This is a genomic window from Streptomyces sp. GbtcB7 (genome assembly GCF_019091445.1).
Taxonomy (GTDB): Bacteria; Actinomycetota; Actinomycetes; order Streptomycetales; family Streptomycetaceae; genus Streptomyces; species Streptomyces mirabilis.
Genome location: NZ_JAGXJM010000818.1, coordinates 1 through 228, shown reverse-complemented (window position 1 = coordinate 228; position 228 = coordinate 1). Strand labels below are relative to the sequence as shown.

Sequence of the window (228 nt, the reverse complement as noted above, 5' to 3'; positions counted from 1 at the left end):
CCATCCCCACGCTGCTGCTCTCGCTCGGCCTCGCCTCCATGGCGGCCTTCGCGCTCAGCCGCTCCGACCTGCGCTTCCGGCGTGTCCTGCTGCTGCCCATGCTCGGCGGCAACCTGCTGCCCCCGCAGATCCTGCTGACCCCGGACTCCAAGCTCAGCGAGCTGCACGGCATCTGCGACCAGTTGTACGCCCTGATCGGCGTGCAGGGCGGCTTCGGCGCCGGCATCT

General features: G+C 70.6%; 1 pseudogene. It reads left to right on the top strand.

The annotated features are described in order from the left end of the window. Nucleotides 1–228 (top strand): annotated as a pseudogene (locus tag KVT44_RS57655) (carbohydrate ABC transporter permease); the annotation flags it as partial.